Origin of the sequence: Beijerinckia indica subsp. indica ATCC 9039, from assembly GCF_000019845.1 — a bacterium.
Classification (GTDB): Bacteria; Pseudomonadota; Alphaproteobacteria; order Rhizobiales; family Beijerinckiaceae; genus Beijerinckia; species Beijerinckia indica.
The window spans coordinates 846,328-867,798 of the sequence record NC_010581.1 but is presented as its reverse complement, the minus strand read 5'-3'; the positions used below and the strand labels follow the sequence as shown (position 1 = coordinate 867,798).

The following is a 21,471-nucleotide window of genomic DNA, read 5'->3' as shown; positions in this document are numbered from 1 at the left end:
TTTGCAATATCGCCCATCGGCAGAATCAGGATCTGTAATCGATCACGATACGGCCATTGACCTTGCCGTGTTGCAGGCGATCAAAAATCGCATTGATATTGTCCAGCCTGTCGGTCGCGACAACGGTCGAAATCTTGCCCTGCTTAAAGAAGTCAAGCGCTTCCACCATATCGAGACGCGTCCCGACAATCGATCCGCGCACGGTCGTGCCATCCATGACCATGTCGAAGATGGAGATGGGAAATTCGCCCGGCGGCAGACCATTCAGGACAATGGTTCCGCCACGGCGCGTGACCTTCATCGCCTGCGAGAAAGCCTTGGGAGAGACAGCGGTAATCAAGGCGCCATGCACACCCCCAACCGCTTTGTGTATCTCTTCGCCCGGATCTTGATGCAGGGCATTGATGGTCAAGGCTGCCCCGAGCTTTTTCGCGGTCGCAAGCTTTTCTTCGTCGATGTCGATGGCGATGACATTCAATCCCATGGCAATACCATATTGCACTGCCATTTGCCCCAATCCGCCAACACCGGAAATCGCCACCCAATTTCCGGGCTTTGTATCCGTCATCTTGAGGCCCTTGTAGACCGTCAACCCGGCGCAAAGGACCGGCGCGACCTTGATCGGGTCGAGACCTTGCGGCAGATGCGCGACATAATTGGGATCCGCGACGACATATTCAGCGAAACAGCCATTGACCGAATAGCCGGTTTCCTGCTGATGCTCGCAAAGTGTTTCCCAGCCGGCCAGGCAATGATCACAATGGCCGCAGGCGGAATAAAGCCAGGGCACCCCGACGATATCACCTTCCTTGACCCATGTGACCGATTGTCCGACCGCTGCAATTTGCCCCACGCCTTCATGCCCAGGAATGAAAGGCAGTTTCGGTTTGACCGGCCAATCACCACTCGCCGCATGCAGATCCGTATGGCAGACACCACAGGCCGTCAATTTTACGAGAATCTGGTCTGGACCAATCGAGGGAATATCGATCTCCTCAATGCTCAGCGGCTTCCCGAATGCATGGACAAGCGCCGCCTTCATCTTAGTCGCCAATGTTTAGTCTCCTGGTGATCGATCATTCAATCGATTGAACAGCGTCATGGTCATGTGATTGCGGGAAAGCGCTCGAACATGATCGTTGATTCCGATTGATGGAATCATGCTCTGAAGGCGAGAGCATCGAACGAACATACAGGCCAGTATTCACCCCGTTCACCCGATACAGGCGATAAACTTCAGCCGGAGATTATCGTTCCCTCCGTCACAAGAATTTGAATATTCTTGCAGATTTGCCGCTGCGCTTTAGCGAAATCACTTCCGGACGGTGCGCAGGATATAGACCCTGATCGCAGAGGATAGATTTTTGCGCGATGGCGAACTCTCGACACGCGCGGCATCGATCTCGGCAATGAGTGCGGCGACAGAAAGAGTGCGCGCCTCGGCAATCTCCTTCAACGCATCCCAAAAAGCAGATTCGAGCGAAATGCTGGTGGCGTGGCCAGCGATCGTGACGGAATGTTTGATAATGCTCGCCGGCGTCGGGGATGCGGCCTTGTGTGACGGCACGTCCTGCATGGCCGTTCAGGAGCTGGAGTCGCTAGTGCCCTTCTCCTGATCTTTCAGGAGCAGATGCGCATCGAGACGACGCTCGGCCAGACCTTTCTCGGCATCGAGTTTTTCGCGCTCGGCGCGCGTGCGGCCATGGAGGAGGCGATTGGCGGCGGCGCGCTCATCTTTGGCCTGCCGTGCCTTGTCCTTGCGCGCACGGCGCAGGTTGACGAGTTCCCCCATCAAGCTCTTCCCTTCTACTCTCCTCAAGTCTTCTTGCGGAAAGCGTCGATCGAGACAACCTTGGCCTCCTCGGGCGCCGGCAGTGAAGAGGATTCCGAGGAACCTGCGGCGGTGGACGATCCCTGCGCTGGACTTTCGCTCGCAACAAGCAAAGGCACAGCCCCATCGGGCCGGCCCTGGTCCGGCGTATCCGTGTCATTGGCACCGGCTTCGACAGCCTCGTCCTCAAGCTCGAATTTGAGGGCGAAGCGCACGGAAGGATCAAAGAACCCTGTCACGGCGTCGAATGGGATGCGGAGAATTTCCGGCACGCCCTTGAAGGACAGACCGACCTCGAACGCCTGTTCATTGACGCTCAAATCCCAGAACTGATGCTGGAGAATGATCGTCATTTCATCGGGATATTGCTCCCGCATCGCAGCCGACAGTCGGACGCCCGGCGCATGTGTCCTGAAGGTGATGTAGAAATGGTGTTCGCCAGGCAGACCTTCCCGCACGGCATCGGTCAGAACCTTGCGGACGACGCCACGCAAGGCATCTTGAACGAGGAGATCGTAGCGGATCAGATCAACGGCCATCGACAGTCCAATCAGCGGCGAGGCCGCGCGCGGGGAACAGAAGGCGAAATCAAGATGCGTTATCTTGAAGTGGAGGCTTCTGTTGCCAGGTGCCTCCGAACCCCGCCTTGAAGTGCTACCCACAAGGGCTTTGAATCGGTACTATTACCGCATTACGCGGCAACGGCCACCGGAGCATAGTTGTCGTTGGCAACTATAAAATCGGCCCGATGACGGCGGAACCATGCCGAGCGAAAGGTCATCCTTTACACCCCCCGTCGAACCTATTTCGCCCCCGCCAAAAACCAATGGCCAAATCGAGCCTTTGGGCTTTGGTGGAGGCGCCGGGTACCGCCCCCGGGTCCGAAGAGCTTATTTCGAAGCCGTTTATCGCCATAGCCGCAGAGCGGCAGGTTCTATATAAAGCGTCTCGCCCAATTTAAAAAGGCCGGGAAGGCATCGCTCAAGCCAAATAAGGCGGAATTTTGCGAATGAGCCTCGCCTCATCCGATCAAATGCCAGGGAAAGCAAAGCCTTACGAATTCTTCGGGCTTTGCGTCAGCCTGCTTGTCATTGCCGGCCTCACTTTGCTTTTCTGCCTTATTTGCACAGGCCTTGTGATTGGCCTCGGTCAAATCTTCTCTCCGGCCGCGCATATTGCAAATCTGTTGCGAGGCCTCTTCGAGGCCAATCGCAAACAGGCTTTGTCCCAAGCCGCGTTGCGCGACCTCGGGCTCGCGACGTCCTTCCTGTTTTATGCGGCGGCGACCGCCGCGATCCTGGTCGTCGCGCGCTGGCGCGGCGGGCGAGCGTTTCGCGACGTCATCGGCTGGCGGCCCTGGAACCCCTTTCGCGCGGATAAAATCTTCTGGCTGATCGCAGGAGCTACTCTTGCCTATAGTTTCGCCGCCGATTTCGCCCTCACCCATTTTTATCCGCAATCGGAAAACTGGTTCAACATCCCCAAGGACTTGGGCATCGCCGGCCTCGTTCTGCTTCTGACCGTTGTTTTCGCGCCGATCTGCGAGGAATTATTTTTCCGTGGCTGGATTTATACGAGCCTCAGAGCCCAATTTGGCTTGATCCTGGCCCTTCTCGTCAGTTCCGGCATTTTCGCTTTTCTGCATTATGAAAAGACGCATCTTTACGCGCTCATCATCTTTCCGATCGGCCTCGCTTTGGGCGTGATTCGCGAAAGGAACGGCCTTGCCGCCTCGACCGGCTTTCATGCCCTTTTCAATTTTGCCGCTTGCGCCGTGAGTTTTATTGGAAACGATTAGTCAAGTTGGTAGTGAGGACTCACTTCATTAAACTTATAAATTCCCACCTCTCACGCATCGTCAGGCCGCCATGGCATCGCAAAATGCCGATCATGCTGATCGGCTCGAATCGTCCTTATCACTGTCCGAAGTGCGCCGGAGGGACATTGCCGAAGCGCGGCAAAACCCTGCGCAAACCCTGCGCCCCACCGTGCCGGCGCTGGAAGCTCTTCTGCACGAACTGATTCCCGTGCTCGATCACGGCTTTGTTCGCGTCATCGATTATATGGGCGATGATTCCGCCGTGGTGCAAGCCGCGCGCGTCTCCTATGGCCGGGGGACCAAAAAGGTCAGCGAGGATCGCGGTCTCATCCGCTATCTGATGCGCCATCGCCATACGACGCCTTTTGAAATGTGCGCGATCAAGCTGCACGTGAAATTGCCGATTTTCATCGCGCGGCAATGGATCCGGCACCGCATGGCGAGCGTGAATGAAATTTCAGCACGCTATTCAATTCTCGATAATGAATTCTATCTGCCCTCGGCCGGCCAGCTCGCCGCCCAATCCACCGATAACAGGCAGGGACGCGGCACGGTCCTCGAAGGCGAGGAAGCCGCACGCGTTCTAGAAATTCTACGCGAGGATGCGCTGCGCACTTATCGTGATTACGAATTCATGCTGAATGAAGGGGAGACACGCGATCCGGCGCGCCAGGGTCTCGCGCGCGAACTGGCACGGATTAACCTGACCCTCAACACCTATACCCAATGGTATTGGAAGGCGGATCTCCACAATCTTCTGCATTTCCTGAGCCTGCGCGCCGACAGCCACGCCCAATATGAGATTCGCGCCTATGCCGAGGCGATTTTGAAGATCGTCGCGGCCTGGACGCCCCTCACTCACGAGGCTTTTATCGACTACAGGCTCGGCGCGGTCACTTTGTCGAAAACCGCGATTGGCCTCGTCGCCCGCATGATCCGCGGGGAAAAAATTACGCAAACATCGAGCGGGCTCGGCGAGCGCGAATGGCGGGAATTCACCGCCGCTTTGGGGCTGGAAGACCTTTGAGCACCAGGTTGATGATGTTGATGATTATGCCGCCTTGGCCAAAGCAAAGGCCTTCAAGGCCGCCGCGACTTCCGTGACTCGGCGGCCCTGAAAACGGGCCACTTCGAGATCATCCGCCGTCGGTGGCTCCGCCTTGCTAAAGGAGATGGCGCTAGAGCCATAAGGCGTGCCCGCCTTGTAGAGGCTGGGATCGGCATAGCCTGTCGGAACGATAATGAAGCCGAGATGCGCCAGCGGATTATACATGGACAGCAAGGTCGATTCATTGCCGCCATGCGGGGTCGAAGTGGAACAGAAGACCGAGCCCGCCTTGCCAACCAGCTTCCCTTTCACCCAAAGCCCGCCCAGCCCGTCAATATAGGCCTTGAGCTCCGAGGACATCGCGCCGAACCGTGTCGGCGTCCCCAGCACCAAGGCATCAGCCCATTCGGCATCGGCACTCGTCGGAGCCTCATATCGCGCATTCATGGCCTCGGCGGCTTCCTTCCAGCCGGGTGCGAGCGCCATGACTTCAGGGGATACGAGTTCGCGCGCCCGCCGCAGGCGAACAACCGCGCCCGAAGCCTCCGCTCCCTCGGCTATGGCTTTCGCCAGAGCCTCGGTCACGCCACTGCGCGAATAAAAGGCGATCAGGACATTGGTTTCCGCCATGAGAGTGATCTCCCCTGCGACAATTTGCAGGCCATGAATTGCGAGGAGAAACCGCCCGCAAAACAGCTTGGTTCCTGCGTTCAAGCCCAAGGTCGGTTGCGAGATCGCAAGAAAATGATATCACATTTTCGTGATGTCGCATCCGTCTCAAAGCCGAGAGAGGGAAAGACGACAGGCTGATAAACTCACAAGGTCCCGCTTAGGGATTTTCCTTTTTCGATATTTTGCCAGGATCTCTTGCTCGCATGTCAAAAGACCGTATCCGTCGGCCCTCCCTCCTGTCCAAGGTCGTCAGCGCTGACCAAGCCGCCAGTCTCATCCACGATGGTATGACCGTCGGCATGAGCGGTTTCACACGCGCCGGCGAAGCCAAGGCCGTTCCCCTCGCGCTTGCCGCCCGCAACGCCGCCCATCCCATCAAGATCACCCTCCTGACGGGCGCTTCGCTGGGCAATAATATCGACAAACTCCTGACCGAAGCTGGCGTGCTGGCCCGCCGCCTGCCGTTCCAGTCAGACGCCACTCTGCGTAATGCGATCAATCAAGGCGACGTCCTGTTCATCGACCAGCATCTTTCGGAAACGGTCGAATTCCTGCGCTCGCATCAGATGAAGCCCGTCGATGTCGCGATCATCGAGGCGGTGGCAATCACCGAGGACGGCGGCATCGTGCCGACCACTTCGGTCGGCAATTCCGCGTCTTTCGCTTTGTCCGCCAAGCAGATCATCGTCGAGCTCAATTCGAGCCATGCCGCCGAGCTCGAGGGCCTGCACGACATCTATATTCCTGGCAAAAGGCCCCTTCGCGATTCCATTCCGGTCGTCGCCAGCAACAGCCGGATCGGCACGCATGCCATTCCGGTCAATCCCGACAATATAGCGGCCATTGTTCTCACAGACAAATTCGATAGTCCCGCCTCTCTCGCCGCGCCGGACTCGGAAACCATTGCCATTGCCGCTCATCTCACCGACTTCCTTTCGAATGAAGTCAAGCAGGGACGGCTCAGCAATAGCCTCAACCCGCTTCAGGCCGGCATCGGCAATATCGCCAATTCCGTTCTCTATGGATTGGTCCATAGCCCCTTTGAACAGTTGACCATGTATAGCGAGGTGCTGCAGGACAGCACGGTAGCCCTGCTCGATTCCGGCAAGCTGGTCTTCGCCTCGGGCGCGTCGATGACACTCAGCCAACCCGTCGCCGACGCTTTCTTCCCCCATATCGCCAAATACAAGGATCGCCTGGTCCTGCGTCCGCAAGAGATCAGCAATCATCCGGAAATCATCCGCCGCCTCGGCATCATCGCCATCAATACGGCGCTGGAATGCGACATTTATGGCAATGTCAATTCCACCCATGTCAATGGCACGCATATGATGAACGGCATCGGCGGTTCGGGCGATTTCGCGCGTAACGCCTATATGGCGATCTTCGTGGCCAAGTCGACAGCCAAGGACGGCGCCATCTCGACCGTCGTTCCCATGGTCACCCATTGCGACCACAACGAACATGACGTCGATATTCTGGTGACCGAACACGGCCTCGCCGATCTGCGGGCACTTGCCCCGCGCGAACGCGCGAAAATCGTCATCAACAATTGCGTCGATCCGGCCTATCGCGATCAGGCGCTCGATTACCACAATCGGGCCTTGGCGCGCGGCGGTCAGACGCCGCATGTCCTGGAGGAAGCCTTCTCCTGGCACCAGCAACGGGCCAAAACCGGCAGCATGCGGCTCAGCTGAGGCACGCGTCAGCCATCACCGGTTTCGATCGGAAGGAATCGCAAGGGCCGCATATGCGGCCCTTGTCTTTTCGAGCATAATTGTCGGCTGACAAATATAATGTCACTCTGGCAGACGAATGGTCACCGTGAAATGTCACCAGATCACAGGTGACATTTTTATATATTGCATCCTCAGCCCTGCCAAAATCTTATGGCGGTCTTTCTAGGCGCCACTTGACGGCTCGACTATTGCTAACCCCAATGGGAAGGCCACCGAAGGAGTGTAAGCATCGATCCTTCTATCAGGTTATGCTATCAAATTGATCGGATCGCTTTACCAAAGACATCATGCACCTTCAGTCCGCAGCCGGCCCGCGACATACTCTCGCTTCGCGGCGCGAAGCAGCACTTGGCTTTCCTCAGAATGGGATTATGAAGAACGATCACACGCTTCAGCGTATTAGCCGCCGAAGCGTGCAACTGAGAACCATTCCTCTGCGAACGGCCGAAATCCCGCCGGTGAACGGCTGCCTCTAAGCCTGCAGCGCTTCCGCATCGATGCCAGCGGATATATTCTTGAAGTGGCGAATCAGAGGTAGAATTCACAAAGCCTGGACAGCGAGCGTGCAGCGAAAATCAATTGAAATCCAACCGCGCTACACGGCTGGAGAAGTTTTTTGTGGAATCGGAGGCTTGTCACGAGGGTTCCATTCTCTGGGCTTTGAACCCAAATTTGCCAATGACGTTTGGCCATTGGCTCTATACAACTTTCTAATGAATTTCGATGCAACATACGCCGCAACAAGCGGGACACATCATGGCGACATCTTGGGTCTAGTGGGTTCGGTTGAGGATATTTCAATATCGGATATTCTGCCGAAAATTTCCTCCTCCAGTGGAGAGGGATCCCTGAAGGTAGGCGAAATCGACGTTTTGCTCGGAGGACCACCGTGCCAAGGCTTCTCGCTTAATTCACATGTGCGGTCTGTACAGGATCCTCGGAATTACCTGTTTCGGCATTACGTACGATTGCTTAAGGGCCTGTCACCGAAAATCTTCGTGCTTGAGAATGTCCCTGGAATGCTGTCGCTCGAAGGAGGCCATTTCTTCGAGGAGTTTTTGAGAGAAGTGTCGCTCTCGACGACAGTGGATTGTCCTGGATATGAGGTGAGATTCAAAATATTGAACGCCGCACATTATGGTGTGCCTCAGGAAAGATTCCGTGTCGTTGTAGTCGGAACGCGCAAGGATGTTGCAGATAGAGCAGGCGTCGTATCTTTGCCTATTCCGCACCATTTTTCATTAGCTCAAGCACACTTCAAGGGAGGACGGACCCATACGTTTCATTATGCCATCGGACGTGGAAAGCATCCATCAACTGACCAGATTTCACACATAGGTCCCCAGCTTGAGCCGTTTGTGACTGTTATAGATGCTATAGGCGACTTGCCTAAGCTCACGAACGGTGGAGGAGAAAATGTTGGGCGCTACGGCTACAACAAAGACGCGCCGCAGCTAAGTAAATACCAGCAGAATATGCGCTCTGATGGCGAGCTATTAGCCAATCATTGGTGCCGAGCCCTTTATCCGCCGAATACAGAACGCATAAAGCATATTCCCGCAGGTGGAGACTGGCGCTCGATTCCCCGCGATCTACTTCCCCCTGGAATGCAAAGGGCGCTGCGAAAAGATCATACTAAGCGCTACGGGCGCCTTTCTCCGACGCAACTGGCTGGCACTTTGTTGACAAAACCTGATCCACACTGGGGCACGTTCATCCACTACGACTTGGCGCAGCAAAGGCTAATTTCCGTTCGTGAAGCTGCACGAATACAGTCATTTCCCGACAGGCACGTTTTTTATGGGGGTCAAGTGGATCAATACAGGCTTTGTGGGAACGCTGTTCCTCCTTTAATGGCGCAAGCAATTGCCAAGCAGGTAAAGGGGGTTCTTGACGTATATTATGGCTTCGATGAACGAAAGATTTTTGACAAGGTTGTTTCCGCCAGAGGTCCCAACACCTAATGGATGATGAAAAGCTCAGACACCTTCCGCTAGAGAAACATTTTTCGAATCTTGCGAGAGATTCAAAAAATAAATTATATTTTGAAGTTCTCGATGCAAGATTTATCGGGAGCCTCTTAGGCTCGGATATCAAATCTCGTAACCATATATATAGATTTAAACTGAATGATGACAATCAAGAAGTAAACTTTGTTGCTTATTCGCTAGTTTTAAACGGCCAAACCAGATCGAATACTCGCGCTGAAGCCTTCGGTAGAGCGCTTGCAGCTGCCAATGGCAAACTGTTTGAAGAAAATCCGTTTTTGCTAGTTTTTGATTATGTCGGCAATCAGATAATGGCAGTGTCAGCAGCAAAACTATTTGGAGCCTTTACAAAGAAATCGAAAATAGAACCGAGACTACCATCTAGGACAGCGACTTTCACACTTTCACCTCATTTCGGGAATGTGACGATCTCTATGTATGCGACGTTAGAGAAGCCTGATGTATGGTGGACCCCTCTGTCTGAGAATCATCCGACATTTGGTGAGGTACGTGAGCACCTTCTTCGATTCAAAGATGAAACGGCAAGTGCCACAGACAGAATCCAGGAAATAGTAGAGACGTTAAAGGCCCGGATCTCCGCGAAGGAAGTGCCGCCTGAGCCTATTGAAACGGCTGCCGCACGGATTTCTGCTTTGGAGCCAACGGACCGAGCGCCTGTCGGGCGAATTGATATTACACAAGTCGACACTGGTGTTGAATCCGAACGCTCTGTTTCTGAGGATGACGATCTTGAGAAGATCGCAGAACCATTTGATCCAGAAAATATTGACGTCATCACACGCTCAATGACAGTCGATCTTCTTCTGTCGCGCACAGAATCTCAGATGATCGATCTCCAGCCAGATTTTCAACGCCGATGGGGTATATGGGACAATCGACGGCAAAGCCGTTTGATTGAGTCCTTGCTCTTACGAATTCCGTTACCTGTCCTTTACGCAGCGGAAGACGACGACGAGCGATGGGAAATCGTTGATGGAATTCAGAGGTTGTCTGCGATTGCCCGATTCATAAGGCCGACGGTCATCCAAAGCGAGCCACTTGAACTGTCTAATCTCGAGTATCTGAAATCGTATGATGGAAAGAAATTCATGGATCTAAGTCAGCGTATGCAAATGCGCCTACGCGAAACGGAGTTAGTGATCCATTTGATCAGAAAAGGCACCCCACCTGAGGTCAAATATAATATTTTCGCGCGTATCAACACTGGCGGAGTTCCGCTATCGCCGCAGGAGCTTCGTCACGCGATCACCCCGGGCCGAGCGAGGATTGTTCTCCAAGACTGGGCGAAGTCCGACGTTTTTAAGCGTGCAACGGACGGAAGCGTCCAGCCGATCAGAATGGATGATCGTGAACTCGTATTGCGCTTTATTGCGTTCTATTCGCTCGGCCTACCTGCATACAGGCAACCGGATATGGACGGGTTTCTCGTCAATGCTATGAAGGCGATCAACGGTTTTTCAGAGGAACAAATAGTGGAGACCCAATCCGCATTCTACAGAGCGCTGAACACAGCGTATGCTGTGTTTGGGAATGATGCCTTCCGAAAAAGGTTTGGTCCGGAAAATAGCCGCCTGCCGATCAACAAAGCATTATTCGAAGCGGTGTCTGTGAACCTGGCAAATCTCGATCAATCGCAAGTAGTTCGTTTAATCGAACGGAAAGAAAGGCTGCATGAGGGCATTATTCGGCTTTGCAATGATCGTGCGTTCGAATCCTCGATTTCGCAAGGTACCGGCGATGTACGGAAAGTAAAGCGACGATTTACAAGGGTTTCGGAAATGATCACAACGGCGTTGCGCGATGATTGAGTTTATTGAACTGCGAAATTTTAAGACATTCGACGAAACAGAGCTAAATCTTGGTTCGTTAACATTGCTTGCAGGTCTAAACGGCAGTGGCAAGAGCACCGTTATTCAAGCTCTCGGTCTTTTGCGCCAGTCTTTTGACGCAAGATTTCTTACGTCTGGCGCCCTCGCTCTGAACGGCGAGCTCGTGGAGATCGGAACTGGTCGCGATGTTCTTTATCACGGTTTCGACATCCCGCAGATCAGAATTGTGTTGGGCACCCGTCGAGGGACCGAGGAAGCTATTTTATCTTGGGCGGCGGAAGTTCCGACAGATGGCGACGTTCTAACCTGCAACGAAAAGCCGGACGACCATGCTTTGGCAGATTTTGATCTATTTAGGCCGGGATTTCAGCTCCTTCGAGCCGATCGAATCACGCCATCAACGACGTTCCCGAAATCGCAACACGCCGTACGTCAACAGCGTTTTCTTGGTGCACGAGGCGAATATACAGCACATTTTCTCTTGGAATTTGGAGAGGAGATCAGCACTGCGAAATTGCTACGTTGGCCGGGTGAGCCGGAAGTAGCCAGTCTTGGCGCCCAGGTAAACGCATGGATGCAGGAGTTCAGTCCAGGTGTACGTGTAGAGGCAGTTCCAGTGCCAATGACGGACTTTATTCGACTTGTATTCTCATATAAGGGGGAAGGAGTTGCATACGGAGAGCCGTTGCGTCCGACGAATGTCGGATTCGGGCTGACGCATGCACTCCCTGTTATAGTAGCGTGTCTCGCAGCTTCTCCTGGCTCGTTGCTTATTGTTGAAAATCCAGAAGCTCAACTCCATCCTCGTGGGCAGGTGGCGATCGGGCGACTACTGGCGTTAACGGCGGCAGGCGGCGTTCAGGTCATCGTAGAAAGTCATAGCGATCACGTTCTTAACGGCATTCGGCTCGCTGTGAAGGACAAGCAATTAGCATCGTCGGAAGCACAATTTCATTTTTTCTCTCGCTTACCTGGTAAGGCAAGTAGCTACGAGACGCCCGTGGTTGGTGAAGGTGGTCGCTTGTCGTATTGGCCATCCGGATTTTTCGATCAGTGGGAAAAAAGCCTTGATAGCTTGCTCGGGTAACTTCTAAATGTCTCTAGAGCTTTTTCTTAATGAACTGTCGTCGCCAAATAAGGCGCTACCGTACGAGGTCGCAACGAACTACCTCAAAGCGATAGTTGCTACGACGCGCGCTGCGTTTCGTATCGACCCTGGACTTACGTTGAACAGCGAAACGCCCGTTCATTCCTTGTCCTTGGGCACAGCTTGCTCGATTGCTTCCATCCGTAATCGCGGTGAATGCGTTGAGGAAAGTCTGTTTCTGAAGGCTTTGCAAAACCGTGCGCCGCTGCGACAGGCGTTAGCCATATTAAAGCATATAGACGGTTCAGAATTCGAATACAGGTTATTGGCAGACGCTCCGGTCAGAGCGGCTGAACCTGCAGAAGCGCTAGGACTAGCTCATCTATTTGACGGCCTCACAATAAGTTTTCCTTCACATGTTTTTTGGCATAAGATATCGATTTCACTGAGACGGCTTCAACTCGACGCAAACGGTAATCTGGAAATTTCTTCTGTTGAGGCCAGAAACGCTTGTAGCCCAGACCACATTAACGAACACGAGGTCGCCCTTCGGTCAGTTGGCAAGCCTACCTTCCAAAACGGTCGCGAACTTTGGGCGTCGCGGAGCGAATTGCTTCCAAATCTCCGCTTCATCCCGCGGACACGGCCACAAATCGAGGGGATCCTAGAAGGAGATCCGGCACTTTTGTCGATTTGGACAAAACTGGCGGGCATCGATCAAGCTATTGCACTGTGGAGCCAGGAAAAATCAGACCATCCAATTTTCCCATTCAACGTACGCCCAGAAAGCCGAAGTAGATTGCATCTTGTCTCATTCAATGATGAAAACGGGTCACCGAGGACATTCAGTGATCATGTTGATTTCGCACCTGGCGAAGGTCGAATTCATTTTATCATAGAACCGAATCCACGGCGACATGCCATCGTCGGCCATTTAGGTCGCAAACTGGGAATCGGATGAGCTGGTGGGTCATCCCTCTTGCAGACGAGCTTCGAATGAGGTCACATCAATCAAAGTGGCATTTCTCGGCTGCTACGCCGGCGCCTTACTCATGCCTATTGAGGAAGTAAGATGAGATTTGCTTCGCGGTTCCTTAGGTTTGGAGCACTCTTACTAGATCGGATTTGGAACAGAGATGCCGACGGCGGTTTTATTGTTCATGGCACGTGGCGAGAGCGTCGGTGTGCGCTACTTTAGCTACCTCCACCGCGAGTTCGATCGTGCGCACCGCCAAATCAACTTTGTCCGGCCATCGTTATTTAAGGCGGTGACTGACACGATGCTCGACATTTTGTGAAAATGCGTTCGCGATGGGATGACGTACCGGAAAGTGTCCGCGCTTCGATGCGATCCAACAAATCAAAAGGAACGCGCCCTGAAGTCGCAGTTCGGTCCTTGCTCTGGTCTTTAGGATATAGATATCAGCTACACCGCCGCGATCTTCCGGGAAAGCCGGACATCGTTTTTCCGGTGAAGAGGAAGGCAGTTTTCGTGCATGGCTGCTTTTGGCATCAGCACGAGGGCTGCCGGAAGGCGCACATACCACATTCTAGAATAGAATACTGGATGCCCAAATTGGCAAGAAACCGAGCCCGGGACATAGCAGTACTCTCAGCCATGGAAAATATTGGCTGGTTGGCGCTGGTCGTGTGGGAGTGCGAGATTGAGAACCGCGAGGCGTTAACTAACAAACTCCGCGCGTTCCTTCAATAACCCCCCGCGACGATCTGCCAAATTTGACGACTGGTGAGTTGGTCGCATTATAATTTGGCAGCCGGCAAACCTCGAAAGTTGGAAACTTTCTAGACACGGATTATGCGTTAAAATAAAGATATTGTGAGCATTTTCACGGGAAGTGTTCGATGGCATCGCTCGTTAGGAACGACGCCATAAATCCTTCCAAACGCATCAAATTCATCCAAAAAGTGGTACCCCCTTGTCTGATTTGATGCTCTAGAAGCTACTCAAGGTTTCGCGGGCGTGAGTTCGAAGGTCACCTGCGTTTCCACCTGCACTTTCTGCGTACCAGGTTCGACGGGCAGCACGGGCGGATGATCGGCCTGAGCGAAAACCGCCTTTTGCGCCCGGACCATGGGAATGGGAAAGCCGACTGGCCCTTGCGGCTGAATCACCAACACCCGGCCGGGCTGCAAGCCGAGCGGCGCGGCAAAGCTTTTCGCCTGGGCCAAGGCATCGCTTGCCGCCTCCCCGCGCAACTTGTCCAAAACCTTGCTCTTGTCGGCCAGTTGGAAATCAATTCCATCGATGACATTGAGCCCCTTGTCGAAGAGGCTTCCCGCGAGCTGGCCCGCTAGAGCGAGAGGCGAGACGCGCAGGACGAATTCATTACGCGCCCTGTAGCCTCGCAAGACACGTTTTTTCAGCTCTCCCGCCGGATCGTGGCTGTCCTCATAGACCGGTACGAGACTAACTTGTAATGTCCTGATATCCTTAGACTCGACGCCTTGCCCCCTCAACGTGTCGATGAGCGTTTGCACGGAGCGGGCGTTTTCCGCGGACGCATCCGAAGCCCTTGGCATTTCGGTTTCCACACCGAGCGAAATCAGGGCCGTATCGGGGACAATCTCCGTGCTCGCCTGGCCTGTGACGGTGATCGCCGGCACCGAGTCCCGCAAGGGAACCGAAAGCCCCTGCGCCCGAACACCTGCTGCCGATCCAAAGGTGAGGCATGAGAAAATCGTCAGAACAAAGGAAAGGCTCAACGCGCTTTTTTCGATCATGGAGCACACCCTGTCATTGTGAGTCATACCAAAGGTCTTGAAGAACGACCTTTGGTTCCTTTCTTGAATTTTCGCTTTTTCAAAGCGATGGCGAAAATTCAAGAGCGGTCCAACGGTCATTGATCATGACCGTTGGTATAAGACCAATATACTTTTTAAAACGCATGCATGAAGAGCGTTGCCTTCCCTATATGTCCATTGTGAAGGCTCACCATTGCCCATGCCTTACCAGGCCGAATGATTTCGAAAACATTTCGCAGCCGGGCGACCAATGATAAAAGGGCCCATGAACGAGATTTCCTTAATGTCCGCCCCCGCCCCCGAGGCGACGATTGGCACCCTCCCCTCCCTGCTCGGCGCGACACGGGAGGAGCTTGGCGACGCGCTCGCCGCGATCGGCGTGCCGGAGCGGGAAATCCGCATGCGCACCGCGCAGGTCTGGCATTGGATCTATTTCCACGGCATCCGTTCCTTCGACACTATGCTCAATGTCGGCAAGGGCTTGCGGACAACGCTAGCCGCGCATTATTCGCTCGAACGGCCACAAGTCGTCAGTGAACAGGTCTCGGTGGATGGCACGCGCAAATGGCTGATCCGGCTCCCGCCGGTCGATGCTCAAGATCGCGGCGCGGAAGTCGAATGCGTCTATATTCCCGAAAGCGACCGCGGCACTCTGTGCATTTCGAGCCAGGTCGGCTGCACCTTGACCTGTTCCTTCTGTCATACCGGCACGCAGAAACTCGTCCGGAATCTAAGCGCGCGGGAAATCGTCTCGCAACTCGTCGTCGCGCGGGAGAAACTCGGCGATTTTCCTGGTCTTGTGCCGCCGAAAGACGGTCTTCTGCCAACTGAGGGCAACAGGCCCATCACCAATATCGTCTTCATGGGCATGGGCGAGCCTCTCTATAATTTCGACAATGTCCGCAAAGCTGTCAGCGTCCTCTCCGATGGCGAGGGCCTGTCGCTCTCACGCCGGCGCATCACCGTTTCCACGGCCGGCGTGGTCCCGCAAATGGAAGCTCTCGGACGCGAGGCCGGCAGCATGCTCGCCGTTTCCCTGCACGCGGTCCGCGACGATCTGCGCGACAAGCTTGTGCCGCTCAACAAGAAATATCCGATCAAGACCTTGCTCGAAGCTTGCCGCACCTATCCCGGCGCCTCGAATGCCCGACGCATCACTTTCGAATATGTGATGCTGAAGGATATCAACGATTCGCCAGCCGAGGCGCGCGAACTCATCCGCCTGCTCAAAGGCATTCCAGCCAAGATCAACCTCATCCCCTTCAATCCCTGGCCCGGCGCGCCCTATGACTGCTCCGATTGGGACCGGATCGAGCGTTTTTCCGACATTGTGTTCAATGCCGGTTACGCGAGCCCGGTGCGCACGCCGCGCGGCCGCGATATTCTCGCCGCCTGCGGCCAATTGAAGAGCGAAACCGAGAAATTGCGCGCCCGAGCCCGCCTGCTCGGCGAGGATTAGATCAGGACCGGCTCGGTGCGGCAGCTTTGAAGGCAAGCCCTGCCAGAAGCACGGAAATGACTGCGTTCCATCCGGCCAGGGAAAGACCAAGGATGCGAAGCGCCGCTTCGTCACAGCGCACGACCTTCACGCTTTGCAATTGCTGCCAGAAATCATTGATGGAACCGCCCCTTTGCAAGGGACCGGTGCAATCCGTCGGGCCTTTCCAAAACCCCCATTCGACCCCGGCGTGATAGAGGCCAAAAAGAGCGCTGACGACGAAAATAATCGCCAGCACGCTGCACAAGCTCCTGCAACTCCGGTCCGCGCCCCGAACAGCAAAAAAGAGGGCAGCAAGGCCAAGCGGGATGCCGGCATAATAAGGCCAGCGTTCCTTGAGGCAGAGTTCGCAAGGAACGACGCCAAAGGCCTGAAAAATCCACGCGCCGATAATGGCGCCGCTCGCCAGCAGAACAATGGCGAGCAGCAGAGGCACTTTGGGACGAGACAAAAGGGCCAAGCTCATCACAGGACGCGCGTGGCGATCCAGAAACCGCCGACCACGGTTACGAGGAGCAAAATCAAGAAGAGGCCAAAATATTGATCGAGCAGCCGCTTGATCGGTTCACCATAGAAATTCAGAAGCAGGGCCAGAATGAAAAAGCGTGCTCCGCGCGTGAGCAGGCACAAGGCGACGAAGACCGGAATATTATAGGCCAAAAGACCGCTGGTAATGGTGACGATCTTGAAGGGAATGGGCGTGAGGCCCTTGATGAGAATGACGGCCCAGCCCCATTGCGCGTAAAGCGCGCGCAATTCGTCGACCCGCGCCCCATAGCCATAGAGATTGATGAGCCATTTGCCGACGGTCTCATAGAGAAAGGCGCCGATCGCATAGCCAAGAAGCGCGCCGAGCACCGATCCAATGGTGCAGATCAGCGCGAAGACCCAAGCGCGTTTGGGCTTGGCGACCGACATCGGCACCAGAAGGGCATCGGGCGGAATCGGAAAGAAGGAACTCTCCGCGAAAGCGACGAGGCCAAGGGCCAAGGGCGCGTGACGGCTCTCCGCAAGACTCAAGGTCCAATCGTAAAGCCTTTGGAAAACGCTACGTTTCTCGGACGGTGAGATAGACGCTGTCGACGGGGCATTTTTCATGCTGGACTCAAATCCTCGAACCTACACGTCCAGCCCCCACGGCTTGGACTCGATTTTTTTTGCACGGGCGGCGAAGCCGCGCAGGAGCGGTGCCAGGCCAAAGCCACAGTTGATTGAGTTTTGTTGCAAACTCAATACGCTACAGCATTTAAATGGAAGCGAACGCGTTGAAGTTTGCTTCGCACCGCCATTACAAATCTCTTCTTTACCAGTAACAAAGCAGAGAATTGTGAAGGAAAGCAATATCACCCCTTTTCCCGGAGTTAAAAGCCGGTGCAGATTAAAAGGAAGAGAGAAATTGATTGAATTGCACAGCAAGGGAGGAAGCGCGGGACATGCCGGAGGGAAGGCCCAGACAGGAACAACCTGGAAGCAACATTTCTCTTTTAGCCTGTTTTTCCTATTCCTGGCGGGAAGTTCGATCTCGCCCCTTGCCGCTCAGACACCATCCCCTTCACCAGCAATCCCACAAGCGAATCCTCGCGTGACCTGGCCCGATACATTCGTCTCCCGCCTGAAAATATGGGCACTAATCGAGACACTGAATGCCGAGCTCCTGGCGGCCGACAGTGCGACCCTGACCCTCGACAAATGGTGTCGTGATCATCAGCTCGCGCCCGGCGCGCAAATCCTCGCCCGCCGCACCGATACGGAGCAAAAACCGCTGACACCGCAGCAGAGGAATGATCTGCGGATCGGTACCGAGGAACCCGTCGCCTATCGCCGTGTCGCCCTCCATTGCGGTGATCTCGTCCTCTCAGAAGCCGAAAACTGGTATGTGCCAAGCCGGCTGACTCCCGCCATGAACGAGGCCCTGGAACAGACCGATAGCGCCTTTGGCCGCGTCGTGCGGCCCTTGGCGCCGCAAAGGCATACATTTTCGGCGCGTATCCTTTGGCATCCCTTGCCGGACGGCTGGGAAATGGCAATGCCCGAAAACCCCGTTCAGGCGGCCCCAAGGCCGGCTGATCCGCCCGTCCCCCCTCTCGAAATCCCAGCCCATTTGCTGGAACATCGCGCTTTGCTCTCGACATCGGAGCACCAGCCCTTCAGCTTGGTCATTGAAACCTATACGAGCGGCATACTTTCCTTCAGATCCCGTTGAACGCGGCCCAGCCGCGGATGCTCCTTCAGGATAAATTGGGCGCGATTATAAAGGCTTACCATCGCTCATGCATCCAATTGAATGAGCGATGCTACAGAGAGGTCAGTCCGGCACAAGGTCACTTTGGCAGAGAGAGGATGTTTCTCTTTTCCGAAAGCCGACACATTGGACATCCAGGTCGATCACAACATCAATCGCGCGATCACCTTCTTGAACGCCGGGCAGCCACATGCAGCCGTCGAGCAATTGCAAAATCTCGATCAGAAGCTGGTCAATGATCCAATCCGTTGCAATCTCATCGGTCTGATCCGGCTTGCCGCCGGGGCGAAGGAAGAAGCCCTGGATTGGTTCGAACGCGCGCTCGTGCTCGATCCAGGCTTCACTGGCGCCTGGTCGAACAAAGCCATCGCCTTGCAGGATTTGCAGCGTTTCGAGGAAGCCCTCTATGCCTCTGATCACGCCTTGAAACGAGGCGCGCATAATCCCGATCTTTACTATCGCCGGGGTGTGCTCCTGCGTGATCTCGGCCGGTTGGATGAAGCGATCGCCGCTCTCGATATAGCCTTGATGCTGCAACCCGATCATGCCGAGGCTTTGCATACAGGTGGGCAAATTCTGCAGGCCAGCGGCCATTTCGAGGACGCGCTGGCATTTTATGACAAAGCCTTGTCGCTCAAGCCCCGTTTTATTGAAGCCCTAATCGATCGCGGCGCGCTCTTGCAGACAGTGAAACAGTTTGACGCAGCCCTCACATGCTACAACGCTGCTCATGCCTTGCAGCCGGATAATGCCGAGCTCTTGAACAATCGTGGGACCGCGCTGCAATGTTTCGGGCGTTTTTCCGAGGCACTCACTGATCTTGAGAGAGCCATTGCCCTCAGACCCAATTTTGCCCAGGCCTGGTTCAACAAAGGCAATGTCCATATCCAGTCCAGAGAACCGGAGCAGGCGCTTGCCTGTTTCAAACGGGCGCTCGAATTGCGGCCCGCCTATGGCGAAGCCATGAGCAGCCAGGCCGTCGCCTTGCAACATGCCGGACGCTTCGACGAAGCGCTGGCCGCCTATGATGCGACCCTTGCTTTCGACCCCAACCTCACCCACGCGCGCAATAATAGAGCAGGACTCCTGCTCTTGCTTGGACGTTTTGCCGAGGGTCTCGACGATTATGAATTTCGCTGGATCGCCAGGCAGACCCCTAAGGCAGACCTGAAATTCGACCTTCCCGAATGGAACGGACATTTCACACAAGGGGAACGTGTTCTCGTCTTCGATGAACAAGGGTTTGGCGACGCCATCCAATTTTCGCGTTATCTTCTTCTTATGGCCGCGCAAGGCGTGAAGGTGACGTTCCTGTGCCGCCACAAGCTGCACAGACTTTTCCAGGGTTTTGCTCCCACGATCACGCTTATCGACAGTTTTGATGATCCCGGCAGCTTCGACAGCCAGATCGCGCTTTCTTCGCTGCCCCGCGCCTTCAAGACCAGAGTCGACACAATTCCCGCTTTCCCCTTTTATCTGAATGCGGAAGAAGATCTGGTGCACCGTTTTGCAGAGCTTCTCGGCAATCAGGGCTTTCGCGTCGGCCTTTGCTGGCAAGGCAGTCAGAATCTCGATGCCGATCCCGCTCGTTCCATTCCCCTCTCGGCTTTCGCGCCCCTCGCGGGCCTCGACGCACTGCGCTTGATCAGCCTGCAACAAGGGGCGGATCTCACCAGCCTGCAAACCTCCGGCGTGCCGATCGAGGGTTATGCCCTCGATCGCGATCCTCGGGGAGATGCCTTCATCGAGACCGCCGCCCTTATGATGACGCTCGATCTCGTCATCACGTGTGATACATCCATCGCGCATTTGGCTGGAGCGCTTGGCCGTCCCGTGTGGGTCCTACTCAAACATGTGCCCGATTGGCGCTGGCTTCTCGAACGCGAGGATAGCCCCTGGTATCCTTCGATGCGTCTCTTTCGATGCAATCAAGGAGAGAATTGGGAAGCGCTCGTTACGCGCATACAGCCGATCTTGCAATCCTTGATCACGGAGCGACAGGAATTGAGTCTTCACGGGGATCCGTTGTGAAGCTCTTGGCGTTGATGCGCGAGTTTTGCTATAAGAAACTTCGTTTAGTTAAAGTGGTCATGCTTTATTGAGTTTTCCTTTCCCTTTTTGATCGAAATTCCAAAACATGACAGAGCCGCAAGACTCATTCACCCATGCATCATTTAAAGTCCAATGGGCCTTTAGACACATTAATGATCTGAATTGGTTCTGCCACGGGTTCATCAACGCAAAGCCATACACGATTCGTACTGAACGAAATAACGAAGGGGTTGCCATTATTCAAACTGGTGTTTCTCCTGGAATTCCCCCTCAAATCCCATTGTTTGCAGGCGACATTGTTCATGCGCTTAGATGTGCCTTAGATTACTGCTGGATGGGATTAGAGCGATCCGTTTTTGGAGATTCTGCAAAGAAGAAAACTTTCCCTGTCCATGAAGAACGGCAAAATCTTGTATCTCCTGTCTCTGAGGCTTCAAAACGTTGGACATTACCACAAATAGAGACATTCATTTTTGATAAGATAGCACCATATAAAGCTGGGAACGAGTTGCTCTGGCAACTCAATCGGTTAGACAATCGAGACAAACATAATCTCTTAATTGTATCCCTAGGAAAAATCAGCTTTTCGAAGCTCAATGTTACTGCAAGTGATGGCTCGTGTATCTCTTCACCAAGCGGTTTCACTCTAGTAGTAGGCCAAGAAGTCCCCCTGGCGGCAGTCGGCTCCCCAGGATGTAAAGTAGAATTGGACTACGAAATCGCGGCCCCCGTGGACATAGTTGTCAATGAAGCTGGCGTCATCGAAAGCGAGCCTTTAATCCCTACGCTTTTGAAGATGGCTGAGGCTGTCAATCAAGTGGTTGAACTTTTCCGTCAAACCTTTTCATGAAAAGGTTATTGCTTTTTGACCATATAAACCAG

The 21,471-nt window shown here is 54.4% G+C and carries 21 protein-coding genes and 1 other RNA gene; 13 read left to right on the top strand and 9 right to left on the bottom strand.

Going from position 1 to position 21,471, the window contains the following annotated elements:
- Positions 1-25: 25 nt before the first annotated feature.
- The 5 genes from adhP to ssrA form a co-directional block, all read right to left on the bottom strand.
- Complete coding sequence (adhP, locus tag BIND_RS03945) at positions 26-1,054, bottom strand: alcohol dehydrogenase AdhP (protein WP_012383781.1); 1,029 nt, start codon at positions 1,052-1,054, stop codon at positions 26-28.
- Positions 1,055-1,312: 258 nt separating this feature from the next.
- The gene (locus BIND_RS03940; protein WP_012383780.1) at positions 1,313-1,576 is read right to left on the bottom strand and encodes a ribbon-helix-helix domain-containing protein; all 264 of its coding nucleotides are present in this window, start codon (positions 1,574-1,576) and stop codon (positions 1,313-1,315) included.
- 6 nt (positions 1,577-1,582) lie between these two features.
- Positions 1,583-1,792 (bottom strand): DUF4169 family protein, encoded by a 210-nt coding sequence (locus BIND_RS03935; protein ID WP_012383779.1) that lies wholly within the window; start codon positions 1,790-1,792, stop codon positions 1,583-1,585.
- 23 nt (positions 1,793-1,815) lie between these two features.
- The gene (locus BIND_RS03930; RefSeq protein ID WP_012383778.1) at positions 1,816-2,370 is read right to left on the bottom strand and encodes an SspB family protein; all 555 of its coding nucleotides are present in this window, start codon (positions 2,368-2,370) and stop codon (positions 1,816-1,818) included.
- Positions 2,371-2,438: 68 nt separating this feature from the next.
- Positions 2,439-2,799: a transfer-messenger RNA gene (gene ssrA / locus BIND_RS20460) on the bottom strand.
- A 41-nt stretch (positions 2,800-2,840) separates the two neighbouring features.
- Between ssrA and BIND_RS20010 the strand changes: the two genes are divergently transcribed.
- The gene (locus BIND_RS20010; protein WP_012383777.1) at positions 2,841-3,629 is read left to right on the top strand and encodes a CPBP family intramembrane glutamic endopeptidase; all 789 of its coding nucleotides are present in this window, start codon (positions 2,841-2,843) and stop codon (positions 3,627-3,629) included.
- 70 nt (positions 3,630-3,699) lie between these two features.
- Entirely contained in the window at positions 3,700-4,677 is a 978-nt protein-coding gene (thyX, locus tag BIND_RS03920; protein WP_012383776.1) for an FAD-dependent thymidylate synthase, read from the top strand.
- 24 nt (positions 4,678-4,701) lie between these two features.
- On the opposite strand, the gene wrbA is transcribed toward thyX, so the two are convergent.
- Positions 4,702-5,328 carry an NAD(P)H:quinone oxidoreductase gene (wrbA, locus tag BIND_RS03915; RefSeq protein ID WP_012383775.1) on the bottom strand — a complete coding sequence of 209 codons (627 nt, stop codon included), beginning with the start codon at positions 5,326-5,328 and terminating at the stop codon, positions 4,702-4,704.
- A gap of 245 nt (positions 5,329-5,573) precedes the next feature.
- On the opposite strand from wrbA, the gene BIND_RS03910 reads away from it, so the two are divergent.
- The 7 genes from BIND_RS03910 to BIND_RS03885 all read left to right on the top strand — a co-directional run bounded on the left by BIND_RS03910 (position 5,574) and on the right by BIND_RS03885 (position 13,748).
- Positions 5,574-7,067 carry a succinate CoA transferase gene (locus BIND_RS03910; protein ID WP_012383774.1) on the top strand — a complete coding sequence of 498 codons (1,494 nt, stop codon included), beginning with the start codon at positions 5,574-5,576 and terminating at the stop codon, positions 7,065-7,067.
- A 605-nt stretch (positions 7,068-7,672) separates the two neighbouring features.
- Positions 7,673-9,073 carry a DNA cytosine methyltransferase gene (locus BIND_RS03905; protein ID WP_202944766.1) on the top strand — a complete coding sequence of 467 codons (1,401 nt, stop codon included), beginning with the start codon at positions 7,673-7,675 and terminating at the stop codon, positions 9,071-9,073.
- Complete coding sequence (locus BIND_RS20005) at positions 9,073-10,926, top strand: DUF262 domain-containing protein (RefSeq protein WP_012383772.1); 1,854 nt, start codon at positions 9,073-9,075, stop codon at positions 10,924-10,926. The genes BIND_RS03905 and BIND_RS20005 overlap by 1 nt, the downstream gene beginning before the upstream one ends.
- On the top strand, positions 10,919-12,034 hold the full coding sequence (locus BIND_RS03895; protein ID WP_012383771.1) for a DUF3696 domain-containing protein: 1,116 nt from the start codon (positions 10,919-10,921) through the stop codon (positions 12,032-12,034). Before BIND_RS20005 ends, BIND_RS03895 begins: the two co-directional genes overlap by 8 nt.
- Positions 12,035-12,041: 7 nt before the next feature.
- Complete coding sequence (locus BIND_RS03890) at positions 12,042-12,995, top strand: hypothetical protein (RefSeq protein ID WP_012383770.1); 954 nt, start codon at positions 12,042-12,044, stop codon at positions 12,993-12,995.
- Between the two features lie 175 nt (positions 12,996-13,170).
- Positions 13,171-13,332, top strand: coding sequence for a hypothetical protein (locus BIND_RS21585; protein WP_012383769.1), 162 nt, complete (start codon positions 13,171-13,173; stop codon positions 13,330-13,332).
- Positions 13,333-13,334: 2 nt separating this feature from the next.
- Entirely contained in the window at positions 13,335-13,748 is a 414-nt protein-coding gene (locus tag BIND_RS03885) for a very short patch repair endonuclease (RefSeq protein ID WP_012383768.1), read from the top strand.
- A 251-nt stretch (positions 13,749-13,999) separates the two neighbouring features.
- On the opposite strand, the gene BIND_RS20000 is transcribed toward BIND_RS03885, so the two are convergent.
- Positions 14,000-14,776, bottom strand: coding sequence for an SIMPL domain-containing protein (locus tag BIND_RS20000; protein WP_012383767.1), 777 nt, complete (start codon positions 14,774-14,776; stop codon positions 14,000-14,002).
- Positions 14,777-15,062: 286 nt separating this feature from the next.
- On the opposite strand from BIND_RS20000, the gene rlmN reads away from it, so the two are divergent.
- Positions 15,063-16,256 (top strand): dual-specificity RNA methyltransferase RlmN, encoded by a 1,194-nt coding sequence (gene rlmN, locus BIND_RS03875; protein WP_041777909.1) that lies wholly within the window; start codon positions 15,063-15,065, stop codon positions 16,254-16,256.
- Position 16,257: 1 nt separating this feature from the next.
- Here rlmN and BIND_RS03870 read toward each other — a convergent pair whose 3' ends face one another.
- Both BIND_RS03870 and BIND_RS03865 read right to left on the bottom strand, forming a co-directional pair.
- Positions 16,258-16,761: a disulfide bond formation protein B gene (locus BIND_RS03870; RefSeq protein WP_012383765.1), complete on the bottom strand. Its 504-nt coding sequence runs from the start codon at positions 16,759-16,761 to the stop codon at positions 16,258-16,260.
- Complete coding sequence (locus BIND_RS03865; protein ID WP_012383764.1) at positions 16,761-17,393, bottom strand: YqaA family protein; 633 nt, start codon at positions 17,391-17,393, stop codon at positions 16,761-16,763. Before BIND_RS03865 ends, BIND_RS03870 begins: the two co-directional genes overlap by 1 nt.
- Positions 17,394-17,877: 484 nt before the next feature.
- Between BIND_RS03865 and BIND_RS03860 the strand changes: the two genes are divergently transcribed.
- From BIND_RS03860 to BIND_RS03850, 3 genes are all read left to right on the top strand, one after another.
- Positions 17,878-18,498, top strand: a complete 621-nt coding sequence (locus BIND_RS03860; protein WP_244395954.1) for a hypothetical protein — start codon at positions 17,878-17,880, stop codon at positions 18,496-18,498.
- Positions 18,499-18,579: 81 nt separating this feature from the next.
- Entirely contained in the window at positions 18,580-20,568 is a 1,989-nt protein-coding gene (locus BIND_RS03855) for a tetratricopeptide repeat protein (protein ID WP_012383762.1), read from the top strand.
- Positions 20,569-20,674: 106 nt separating this feature from the next.
- Positions 20,675-21,439 (top strand): hypothetical protein, encoded by a 765-nt coding sequence (locus BIND_RS03850; protein WP_012383761.1) that lies wholly within the window; start codon positions 20,675-20,677, stop codon positions 21,437-21,439.
- Positions 21,440-21,471 lie beyond the last annotated feature (32 nt).

Bases quoted from the DNA above. Each gene is read 5' to 3' on its own strand.
- BIND_RS03935 (WP_012383779.1), bottom strand. From the start codon at position 1,792: ATGGGGGAACTCGTCAACCTGCGCCGTGCGCGCAAGGACAAGGCACGG.
- thyX (WP_012383776.1), top strand. From the start codon at position 3,700: ATGGCATCGCAAAATGCCGATCATGCTGATCGGCTCGAATCGTCCTTA.
- BIND_RS20000 (WP_012383767.1), bottom strand. From the start codon at position 14,776: ATGATCGAAAAAAGCGCGTTGAGCCTTTCCTTTGTTCTGACGATTTTC.
- BIND_RS03910 (WP_012383774.1), top strand. From the start codon at position 5,574: ATGTCAAAAGACCGTATCCGTCGGCCCTCCCTCCTGTCCAAGGTCGTC.
- wrbA (WP_012383775.1), bottom strand. From the start codon at position 5,328: ATGGCGGAAACCAATGTCCTGATCGCCTTTTATTCGCGCAGTGGCGTG.
- BIND_RS03930 (WP_012383778.1), bottom strand. From the start codon at position 2,370: ATGGCCGTTGATCTGATCCGCTACGATCTCCTCGTTCAAGATGCCTTG.
- BIND_RS03865 (WP_012383764.1), bottom strand. From the start codon at position 17,393: ATGAAAAATGCCCCGTCGACAGCGTCTATCTCACCGTCCGAGAAACGT.
- rlmN (WP_041777909.1), top strand. From the start codon at position 15,063: ATGAACGAGATTTCCTTAATGTCCGCCCCCGCCCCCGAGGCGACGATT.
- BIND_RS03890 (WP_012383770.1), top strand. From the start codon at position 12,042: ATGTCTCTAGAGCTTTTTCTTAATGAACTGTCGTCGCCAAATAAGGCG.
- BIND_RS03855 (WP_012383762.1), top strand. From the start codon at position 18,580: ATGAGCGATGCTACAGAGAGGTCAGTCCGGCACAAGGTCACTTTGGCA.
- BIND_RS20005 (WP_012383772.1), top strand. From the start codon at position 9,073: ATGGATGATGAAAAGCTCAGACACCTTCCGCTAGAGAAACATTTTTCG.
- BIND_RS03940 (WP_012383780.1), bottom strand. From the start codon at position 1,576: ATGCAGGACGTGCCGTCACACAAGGCCGCATCCCCGACGCCGGCGAGC.
- BIND_RS03870 (WP_012383765.1), bottom strand. From the start codon at position 16,761: ATGAGCTTGGCCCTTTTGTCTCGTCCCAAAGTGCCTCTGCTGCTCGCC.
- BIND_RS20010 (WP_012383777.1), top strand. From the start codon at position 2,841: ATGAGCCTCGCCTCATCCGATCAAATGCCAGGGAAAGCAAAGCCTTAC.
- BIND_RS03885 (WP_012383768.1), top strand. From the start codon at position 13,335: ATGCGTTCGCGATGGGATGACGTACCGGAAAGTGTCCGCGCTTCGATG.
- BIND_RS03895 (WP_012383771.1), top strand. From the start codon at position 10,919: ATGATTGAGTTTATTGAACTGCGAAATTTTAAGACATTCGACGAAACA.
- BIND_RS03850 (WP_012383761.1), top strand. From the start codon at position 20,675: ATGACAGAGCCGCAAGACTCATTCACCCATGCATCATTTAAAGTCCAA.
- BIND_RS21585 (WP_012383769.1), top strand. From the start codon at position 13,171: ATGCCGACGGCGGTTTTATTGTTCATGGCACGTGGCGAGAGCGTCGGT.